We start from the raw sequence: 10,826 nt of genomic DNA on the forward strand, positions 1-10,826 counted from the left end.
AACGACCTGTAGTTTGTAAGCAGGAGTCAATGTACCAATACCAACCCCGTTAGCAGAGGAATCAAGCATTAATAGTCCAGCATTGAAATTCAAATCAGAACCAGCAAGATTGATAGCAGTAGTAGCATCAAGTGCTAGACTATCAGAAAACTCAGTGAAATTCAAAGTGTTAGCAGTGATGCCATTAGCTCCAATGTTTCGAAGTCCAGCACCATCACCATTGAAATAGCCAGCACCAACTGTACCAGCGACCTGTAGTTTGTAAGCCGGCGTAGTAGTACCAATACCCACGTTTTGCGCAGAGTCATCCAACATGAGTAAACCACCATTGATATTGAAATCATTACCAGCAAGATCAAGTGTAGTACTTGCATCTAAAGTTAGATTGTCATCAAGTTCACTAAAGTCAAATGCATCTGCGACAATTCCATTTGCATTAATTCCTGTGATTGCTGATCCATCTCCATTGAATCCGTTGGCAAGTACATTACCATTGACATGTAGTTTTGCCGATGGAGCGTTATAGCCTATCCCTACATTATTGCTAGTACCGTTAACTACTAGGGCGTACGGGTCACCGTTACTCTCTACTCTGAAATTAACGACATTGGATTGTTCATTAAATACTGCCCCGCCATTATTGCCAAGGAAAATATCTGCGTTTGCTTTAACTGTAGAACCAAGAATTAAATCCTCATCACCACTATCATCCATAGGGTATAAGTAATCACCGTTGTCTTGCCATTGACCAGCTCCTGGTATGTTTCCTATTGCAGCCCAAGTTGCAACACCATTAGCGTCAGAGGTTAATAAGTGATTTGCTACAGCTCCACTAGGTATCATTATTGAGCCATTGAACTTAGTTGATGATCCAGTCGTAAACAATGTACTGCCATTGATACTCGCTGAACTGATAGTTTTGTTTCTAAGAGTTTGAGTATCTGTTGTCCCAACTACAGCTCCTGTTGGTGCTGGTTTACTGGTATAGTCTGTTAGTGTTCCATTGTAGGCTTGAACATCTGAACCAATTGCTAAACCTAGATTGCTTCTCGCTGTCGTTATATTAGTTAAATCACTTAAATTATTGTAATCAACCAAGGCCCCGTTTACACTTGTTGCAAATAATTCTGACCAAGTTGCAACTCCATTCACGTCACTCGTTAACAAATACCCATTACCTGTACTGCTTGTTAAAGTAAAATTGGCAGTTTGTAGCATACCATTAATATCCATTAATGCTGTTGGACTTGATGTACCTATACCTACATTGCCATAGCCGCCGTTTGTTGCTGATGGTCCAATGAACATCGTTGCTACATTAGAATTAAATCCGATCATTAAACTAGCGTTGGTATTGTTTATGAGCATATCAGCATTACTATTGCCCCAACCTAAAGTGATTGCTCCATTTGCATAGTCGGCGCTGACATAATTTCCAAATTCACCATTGGTCGTTTCACTATAACCTCTAGGACCTTGCGCTCCTGTAGCTCCAGTAGCTCCGGTAGCTCCAGTAGCTCCGGTAGCACCAGTAGCTCCAGTCGCTCCTGCTGCACCTGGCGCTCCAGGTACTCCCGCTGCTCCTGCAGGTCCTGCGGGTCCTGCGATGAGTTCGACTTGACCTTCGTCTGTGGTTGCTACGACTGTACTTGTGTCTGTTACTGTTACAGCGTCACTATCAAAACCTACACCACCGTGTCCAGGTCCAACTATGGTGCCTGAACTATTGGAACTTGTTTGTGTTCCATCTGAGTTCTTGTTAGTCCTGCGTCTTGAGAAAGGTATTTGTACAGTATACTTACCATCGTTTTTAAAGATATTGACGGAGTTATAACGTGCTTTAGCTAATTCAAAAGTTACATTATCAAAGAAGAAATCCAACATACATTCACTGTATTGTGTGTTAGTACATAAATTAACTGGATCTGGTATATCATCTGCGAGACTCAATAATTCTAGATCTAATTTATAACTTACGGCTAGTTCTTCAAACTGATCATATATATCAATATAAGTATCTTTACTTAAGTTTTTGGTTGCGGCGATTTTGATTTCTGCAATAGACTGCCTTGCTCTTTTGATATTTGGAATAAGTAAACCAGTTTTGGATAGCAAGACTCTGTTGCCATATTGATCTACGTTATACGCTTCGATTTTAATTTGTGCTGGATAGCCTTCTTGGATTAGTGGACTTGCATTGAATCTGAATCTCATTCTATGTCTATTTTCATCAGTATCAATCTCCAAGTCATTGACATGTATTCTTAGATTAATCTCATCTGCTAGAGCATTAACGTCAACCGCTACTCCAACACTATTTTCGGATTGTAAATAATTTGTGTGATATGGATGCAAATCTACTACGTGAGTCACTTCTACGTATTCTTCTTGCGCCTTGGCCGATGCGTAATTATTTTGATTGCCTAGTACTAAAATTAGTGCCAGGATGAGTAGTTTCAGTTTTTTCATTATCTATACAAATAATACGAACTTTTGTCCGTATCCTAAGTATCGGAATATTCTAAAATTACTTAAATTAAATAAAACTCATTTTGGTGAAAACACCTATTTTAAAGACAATTGCCTCCCCCCTAGATAACCTATATTCCACTTAATCTATTATTTTATTCTTTGAACTATTTAATATAACCTGATTTTCTCAAAAATGCTAGTATCTGCCTTATGAATTCACTTGAAATCTCTGTTCGTGCAGAATATACACCTAATCCAAATTCACTCAAGTTTATCTCCAGTGAAACTCTTTATCCTTATTCAAAGTCATTAAGTTACTTGACATTAGAGGAGGCAAACACTGCTTCTAACAAGCTTGCGATTAGACTTTTTGCTATTGATGGTATATCAAAGGTCTTTATAATGAACAACTTTGTAACTGTTGATAAAGAAGAGCATATTAACTGGAAGGATGTTCACCTAGAGATTAAAGATGTAATTAAAACATCAATTGACGATATGAAATTATGGGCAGAGGCAAATAAGCCAGAAGAAGTTGATTTAGCTGTGTCATCAGTTAACGGTGATGCTAGATCTAGAATCGAAACTGTATTAGACAAAATTAGGCCAGCATTGGTTGCTGATGGTGGCAATATTGAGTTTGTCGATCTTATAGATAAAGATGTAAGACTTAGAATGGTTGGTGCTTGCGGTACTTGCCCTAGTGCTTTGATGACAATGAAGATGGGTGTTGAAAGAGCACTACTTGCAGAAGTACCGGATTTGGTAGAGACTGTTACTCAGGTATTTTAAATTAGCCATCTTTAGTATGGTTGTACTTAACGAGACTTTCATGAATTTAGAACATTATCAAGCAAAAACAATAGAATCTAAATGGCAAGAAATCTGGGATAAATCAGATATTTATCGTTATGATTCTGAAACCAACTCAAACAAACGTTTTTATTCGCTAGTGATGTTTCCATACCCTTCTGGAAATTTGCATATGGGACACATGAGAGTTTACACAATCTCTGATGTCATTTCGCGTCACAAACGAATGCTTGGTTATGAGGTTCTTAATCCAATGGGTTTCGATGCTTTTGGTCTACCAGCCGAAAATGCTGCCATTGAGCACAATACACATCCTGCCGTTTGGACTGAGACCAATATCGCTTATATGCGTGACCAGCAGCTTAAGCGCATGGGTACTAGTTATGATTGGTCTCGTGAAGTAGTTTCTTGCCGTGCTGATTACTATAAGTGGACTCAGTTCTTGTTTTTGAAATTATACGAGAAGGGACTTGCTTACCAAAAAGAAGCTCCTGTTAATTGGTGTCCTGATTGTAATACCGTACTTGCTAATGAACAAGTTGAAGACGGTATGTGCTGGCGCCATGGTCAAACTCCTGTCAATAAACGAATGATGAAACAATGGTTTTTGCGCATCACTGATTATGCTGAAGAATTATTACAAGATCTTGATAAATTAGAGCACTGGCCTGAGTCAGTGAAAACCATGCAGCGTAATTGGATAGGCAAGAGTGTTGGTGCAGAGATAGACTTTGAGCTTGAAAAAGGTGGCTCGATTATAGTTTATACTACTCGCCCAGATACTATTTACGGTGTGACTTATATGGTTCTTGCACCTGAACACAAACTGGTTAAAGAAATTACCACCGCTGATAGACTTGAAGCAATTGAATGCTATATAAAGGATGCTAGTTCCAAGACTGAGATCGAAAGAACAGCTGAAGGACAAAAGAAAACTGGATGTTTTACTGGCGCTTATTGTATTAATTCTTATACGGGCGAGAAGATACCTGTTTGGATTGCTGATTATGCTCTAGTTGATTATGGAACTGGCGCTGTGATGGCTGTGCCTGCACATGATGAGCGTGATTGGGAATTTGCCACTGAGTTTGATTTGCAAATTAAACAAGTGATTTCTACTGATGATTTTGAAGATGGCAAGGTTTATACCGGACCAGGCACTATGGTTAATAGTCAAGGTTTTGATGGACTTGATAATGAAGTTGCTAAGTTGCAAATTATTGAACATGGCTTAAAGTCTGGCTTTGCTAGATCTACTATTAAATATCGTTTGCGTGATTGGTTAATTAGCCGTCAGCGTTATTGGGGTTGCCCAATCCCTCTTGCTCAAACAGAAGATGGTGAATTGGTTCAAATTCCTTATGAGTCGCTACCTGTAGAATTGCCAACAGATATTGATTTTAGTGCAGCTAAAGCCAAAGGCGGTTCGGTTCTTGAAAATAGTCCAAATTGGTTTAATATCACTTTGGCTGATGGTCGCAAAGCAAAACGCATTACTGATACCTTAGATACTTTTATTTGTTCATCTTGGTATTTTATGAGATATCCAGACGCTTTAAACACTGACAAACCATTTGATAAATCCAAAGTCTTTCCTGTTGATCAATATGTTGGTGGTGTTGAACATGCAATCCTACATTTGCTCTATGCACGTTTCTTCACAAAGGCTCTGCGTGACTGTGATATGCTCGATTTCGATGAACCTTTTGTCCGTCTATTGTCTCAAGGAATGGTGGTTAAATATTCAGAAAAAGATGGCAAGATCACCAAGATGTCCAAGTCCAAAGGCAATGTAGTTGGAACTAACGACTTCTTTGATGAGTTTGGAGCTGATGCTGCGCGTTTATTTATTTTATTTGCAGCTCCTGTTGATGCAGAGGTTGAATGGGTTGAAGAAGGTGCTCAAGGACAATATCGATTTATTAATCGAGTTTGGCGTTTGTTTAAGAACTATGCAAATGTTTTTGAGAATCGAGAGACTTATGACTTTGGTGACTTTGCAAAGCTCACTCAAGACAACCAGGATTTGGTAAGAGCCTTGCACAGTGCACTCAAGGCAATCACCGAAGATCTTGATCCGAACCGCAATGGGTTTAATACATCTGTTGCAAGAATGACTGAGTTTGTTAATGCTGCTTATAAATATTTTAACGCGCATGATCAAGAGAGTTTGACAGCTGAAGATAGTGCTGTTCTAGCTACTTTATTTAGACAATTTATCCTATTGATTTCTCCATTCACGCCGCATTTAGCTGAAGAGCTTTGGCATAAATATATACTTCACAGTGAAGAACCAGATCTTGTTAATTCGGTACATAGACAATCTTGGCCGGTTTTTGAGCCGAGTTATTTAGAGCAAAATACTTTTAATTTAGTCTTGCAAATAAAGGGCAAGAAAGTGGATGTAGTTGAAGTTTCTAAGGAATTATCCAAGCAGCAACTTGAAGAGTTTGCATTGACTAATGACAAACTACAAAAACGTCTTCAGGGTTTGGAAATCAAGAAGATCATTGTTATTCCAAACAAGCTTGTTAATGTGGTAGCTGTATGAAAAAAAAGTCATTGATTTATTTAGTTCTATTTTGTTTAGTATTGCCTCAAGCAATTCTGGCAACTACAGTTTCTTTTGATTTGGATGAGACATTAATCCAATCCAATCACCTTACCAAGGACGCCATCAAGCGTGCTCGAGGACTAGGTTATGAGATAGAAACTACTCCTGGTGGACAAGATTATATTATTAGACCAGGGGCATGGGAGTTATTAGATTATGCAAAATCACTTGATTTTGATTTGATTTTGTTTACGCATAATTACTATAATTATGCTCAAGATATTTTGGATAGCTCTGGTTTACATGTATACTTTGACAAAATTAAGTCTCATGAAGATGTCGTACTTCCTTATAACCGTGACTACCAGACTTATCCTAACCATCGCAATATTACTTATACACAAAAATCTATTTTTGAAGTCTATACGAAGGGAGTCTATGAGGGATTGATTTATAATACTATTGTAAATATGCTAGGGAATCATAATGTACAAAGTTTTCTCCCTTGCACTAGTTGTGCTAAATACCCGCCTCTCTATGGTTCAAGGGTACATATCGATAACTCATCTACTCATGTTGATTCTCCTGTTGATTTTGTGGGGATTAAAGTAAAGAATTTTGATGCTGATGAGTTAGAGCCTCTAACAAGAGATGGTGAATATCTTTGGGTTGCCAAAATCAAAGAAGACCTTGACTACCTTAAACGCAATGGTTGGTCAAGATTGTATTTTTATAAATACAACAAACAACCGGATACTAGACCTGTTGTTGTTATTGAATGAAGAATTCCTATGGGTTCTTCATTCAATCGAGTGCTTAGCTAATCTCCAGTCCACCACCTAAACACCAGAGCACTCGATATGATTTTTTTTTAAATCGTCTTTCTAAGTTTAATTCCCCTCAGCAAGAAACCTACGGTTTCCTGCACCTTCCCTTTTGCGTAGCAAGCTGCGGGGAATTAAACCCAGAGACGATTAAAACAATTTCCTGAATATCTTTTGAATGAAACCGCTATCACGGTCATTCGTTAAGCTACCGCTGCCAATAATTTGGATTTGTGCATTAGCTAATTTATAACTTGGTATCTCATTATTAGAATCAAGATCTTTAGGGAAGACTACACCTCTGACATAAAGACTCTTGGTCTGACCTTCCATTAGGATTTGTCTAGAACCTTCAATAATCATATTGCCACTCTCGGGATCTATTTCTACTACCAGGCAACTAATCATGGCTGTAAACTCTTCACGATTGTCTACTGAGATTTCTCTTGAGTTTCTTCTTCCGTAATCTACTGGCAGAGCAAAATTGGTTATCATATTGGCTACATCATTGGTATCTGGTGTGAGCGTGCTTGTAGTTGTCATGGCAATCTGTAGTTGTAAACCTGAATCGGCTCTGGTGTCAGTATCCAAAAGTACTGCTGCTTCTTTGATTGCACTAATATTTTCAACTATTTTGACAGTAACGACATCTCCGATATTACGAGCAGTAAATGGTTCAAAAAAGCTTCTTGGAGTTCCAGTGAGACTATTATTTCTCAAGCCGCCGCCATCTAACAGTGAGACTGAATTAACTGGCTGAATTGCAGTTAATGTAAGAACTAAAACAAAGAATTTAATAAGTGGTTTGCGCACTATTTATATTATTCCTTGATAACTTATCATCCTCTAGTCTTATTGACCTAGAAGAGCGCTATCTGGATAGTACATTGGGAGTATTTTCGCTATATACTCATGCCTTGCATTGCAGGATATTCTAGCTTGGCTTGCTCAATCTTGATTTTATAGCAGAGGTTCTGATTTAGGTATTCAATGCTTGCTTTAATTGCCGGTTCAACGATAGAAGTCCAGTGTTGTTTTGCTTTGCCGCCACCTATACAAATGATCTCTGGAGAAATAATTAAAGCAAGGTAAATCAAGTCATCTTGAAGAGCTGCAATGGAGCTTTGATTATCTGCTGTTATTGATTTACTATAGAAAATCCCTTTCGGATGTGGCTTAAGGTCAAGTCTGAGGCATGGCGAATAATTTCTTGACATGACTTGTGACCCATCATAAAAACTGGCACCAATACCAGTACCTAGATTTAAATAAAGTAAATTTTGGTACTGATTTTTTTGCCCAATAACTGCTTCGCCAATTGCGGAGTAGAACATGTCGTCGTGCAATTCAAACCTAGAATTGAGCTCTTTAGATAGTTCTTGCCAAATTGGATAGCCAATATAATTTGCTAGGTTGTGGCTTTGTACAAGTATTTGATCTTGATTCCAGTGTCCTGCTGCTGCTACTTTGATTTCTTTGAAGTCCCATCCTTGAACTATTGTTTTGATTGCCTCTATTAATTCCTGTGGCTTGGTTGACGTTTCTATAATGCTTAATTTATCGAGATCACTTGATAATGCAAGTCTAGTACTTGTGCCACCCAGGTCAATTAGTAGTGAATTGCTTGACATGGTTTTATTATAGTCTATGCTGAATTATCCCGCGAAACGCAAGTAACGAGAAGGACCATGGTCTTTCTCGTTTAGTTTGTACCCATTGACCAATATTTATCGTGTCCAATAGTCAAACTACCATCATTAATAATGCTATTTGAGTGAGCACCAATGATTTCAAGATTGCTTTTAACTCTCGGAGAATTGGTTTTGACAGATGCAATTATAAATTGTGGTTTTATTAGGTCTAGTAAAGTAGACAAATAAATGTCTTTTGCATTGAGATTAGGCAGTATGAGTAAATTAACTTCTTTAAGGTCTTTGATTGCTGCGATCTTTGCTGTTGATGTGCGGTCTTTAATTGCAAGAGCTTTTAGGCTATTTAATTCCATGAATTTATAATTCGCATCTGATTTCATGAATTCATTAAACTCTTTGTGTTCAATATGTCCGTTATGGATATTGATTTGTTTTAAGTGGCTTGGATTAGCGTTGAACCCTATGCTTATTAGAATGCAGCTGGTAATCATTGATGCTCTAACGTATTTATTGTGTAGCACTACTTGTACTAAGTTGTTTAAGATACCTGCAAGGTCTTTAGTCTCTTTGATTTGATAATCATTCTTTTCTAGTGTCCAAGAGTAAACCAAGAGGGCAAAAGCTGTTATTAAAAGAAAGACTGTTTCAAATTGAATATCAAGCCTTGTCTGTATGAATGGTAGTGATTGAGAGAGTTCTACTAGGTATCTAAATAGATTCAATAATGGATCTATGATGAAATATAGCCCCATGAATGAGCAGATGGTTAAAAGTGAGAGTATTGGTGTGAAGATGATATTAGCTATTAGTGTCCAAGGTTGCAAATTATTGAAATAATAAATAATTATTGGCACCAAGAGTATTTGTACTGAGAGACTAACAGAGACTATATCTGCAAAATAGCTAGGTAGCCAATCGAGCTTGGCTCTAATTGGTTTAGCCCAAATTAAGATCGCAAGTGTCGCAAGGTAACTAAATTGAAAACCAAGATCAAGTATGGTGAATGGATCAAGTATTAGTATGATTGCTGCCACATAAAATATTAGTTTGATTGATTTGGGTTTGCGTTTTATTAGATCGAGTATTAAATAGATACTAATAAAGGTAGCTGCTCTTATAATAGAGGGGCTGAAGTCTGCAAGAGCGATATAGAGTAGTGATACTGAAATGATAGAGACACTTGTTAGTAGTTTGCCGATTTTGAATAGGTTTAATATCCAAAATAAAGTCATGCTTAGCATCAATAAATGAAAACCAGAAGCTGCAAAAAAGTGCCCTAGCCCTAGTTTGCGAATTTGATTAGTTAAATCAGCTGGCATCTTAGTTACTCTTGTGCCAAGTATCAGGCTAGTAGTTATTAACGCGTTGGTTGGTTCCAGATGCGCGTAATAATATCTTTGAATGCCTTCTTGAATTTGAAATATTGGGTTCTGTCTGTGCCCAGCAAAACTTAGCTCGTTTTTGAGTTTAAAAAAGGTTTTTTGTGTTTTCGTATATTCTGGTTTTGCTATTTTGCTAATTTGGGGACTATCCTCAATTGCGACTAGATCTCCCTTGGTCAAGCCTTTTGAGGAGTCTGCGCTTGCTTGCAGTCTGTAAGGCAAAAACATCTCCCTTATTTTGGTCTTAAGACTAGGATTTTTTGCTTTGATCTCAATTATAAAATTGGATTTAAAGTATCTATCTTGAGGGTTGGTTACTATTTCTAGGTTGGTGGTTTGGTTTAAGTCAAAATCACTAGGATCTAGATATTGAAGATGTTCAGCTCTGAAGTTGTAATTGAAAAACACTAAAAGGAAGGCAAAAAGCACACTGAGTATTTCTTTTTTATAATTATGCAGTGAAGTGAAGACACTTGATGAAATCAACATGCAAACAAGTCCAGCTATAAATATTCTATGGTCACCAAGTATAAAATATACTGATCCAAGTACAGTTCCAATGCTAGCTAGAAATAAATTCATTATTGATCCATTGAAAAACCCAAAGGCTCAACCCTTATCTCTAGTATACATCTCTGCAATAACGTTTGCTGTCTTTAAGTTCTTTGATATATACTTCAGGATCTTTGCCATGTTCTTTGACGATGTCTTTTAATGCTTGGTCAACATCTTTAGCCATTCTTCTTGCGTCACCACATACATAAAAATAAGCACCTTGCTCTAATAATTTAAATATTTCTGCTGAGTTTTCTTGCATTTTATTTTGTACATAAATCTTATGTTCTTGATCTCTAGAAAATGCTGTTGATACTTTGAGATTGTATTTGTTTTGATAAGATTTGAGTTCATCGGCATAAAGATAGTCAAATTCTTGTCTTTGGTCACCAAAAAATAGCCAATCCTGTCCAACTGTTTTACCTTGGTCTCTAAGGAAGTTACGCTCTTCGATAAACGCTCTAAACGGTGCAATCCCAGTACCTGGTCCAACCATGATGATTGGGGTTTCTGGATTTTCTGGTAATCGGAATTTGTCGTTATGGTGTACGTAAACCCGTACTGTTTCTGTATT

Annotated in this window: 8 protein-coding genes; 3 read left to right on the forward strand and 5 right to left on the reverse strand. The window is 37.5% G+C overall.

The genetic code is table 11. The features are described from left to right. Window positions 1–2,469 (reverse strand): hypothetical protein (locus tag O3C63_08325; GenBank protein MDA0772933.1); only part of this gene is annotated, 2,469 nt, incomplete at its 3' end. Between the two features lie 213 nt (window positions 2,470–2,682). On the opposite strand from O3C63_08325, the gene O3C63_08330 reads away from it, so the two are divergent. Genes O3C63_08330 through O3C63_08340 form a run of 3 tightly spaced genes read left to right on the forward strand, consistent with a single transcriptional unit; the run spans window position 2,683 to window position 6,621 of the window. Then, window positions 2,683–3,264, forward strand: coding sequence for a NifU family protein (locus tag O3C63_08330; GenBank protein MDA0772934.1), 582 nt, complete (start codon window positions 2,683–2,685; stop codon window positions 3,262–3,264). Between the two features lie 16 nt (window positions 3,265–3,280). Then, window positions 3,281–5,836: a leucine--tRNA ligase gene (gene leuS / locus O3C63_08335; GenBank protein ID MDA0772935.1), complete on the forward strand. Its 2,556-nt coding sequence runs from the start codon at window positions 3,281–3,283 to the stop codon at window positions 5,834–5,836. Next, window positions 5,833–6,621 carry an NIF family HAD-type phosphatase gene (locus O3C63_08340; GenBank protein ID MDA0772936.1) on the forward strand — a complete coding sequence of 263 codons (789 nt, stop codon included), beginning with the start codon at window positions 5,833–5,835 and terminating at the stop codon, window positions 6,619–6,621. Before leuS ends, O3C63_08340 begins: the two co-directional genes overlap by 4 nt. A 192-nt stretch (window positions 6,622–6,813) precedes the next feature. Here the strand turns inward: O3C63_08340 and O3C63_08345 are convergent, their stop codons facing one another. The 4 genes from O3C63_08345 to O3C63_08360 form a co-directional block, all read right to left on the reverse strand. Further along, a complete protein-coding gene (locus O3C63_08345; protein ID MDA0772937.1) occupies window positions 6,814–7,476 on the reverse strand; it encodes a flagellar basal body L-ring protein FlgH in 663 nt (220 codons plus the stop codon). Window positions 7,477–7,565: 89 nt separating this feature from the next. Continuing rightward, window positions 7,566–8,294: an ROK family protein gene (locus tag O3C63_08350; protein MDA0772938.1), complete on the reverse strand. Its 729-nt coding sequence runs from the start codon at window positions 8,292–8,294 to the stop codon at window positions 7,566–7,568. Window positions 8,295–8,365: 71 nt separating this feature from the next. Beyond that, on the reverse strand, window positions 8,366–10,279 hold the full coding sequence (locus O3C63_08355) for a ComEC/Rec2 family competence protein (protein ID MDA0772939.1): 1,914 nt from the start codon (window positions 10,277–10,279) through the stop codon (window positions 8,366–8,368). A 40-nt stretch (window positions 10,280–10,319) separates the two neighbouring features. Next, window positions 10,320–10,826: hypothetical protein (locus tag O3C63_08360; GenBank protein ID MDA0772940.1), on the reverse strand; the 507-nt coding region annotated here is incomplete at its 5' end.

Source organism: Cyanobacteriota bacterium (genome assembly GCA_027618255.1).
GTDB lineage: Bacteria > Cyanobacteriota > Vampirovibrionia > LMEP-6097 > LMEP-6097 > JABHOV01.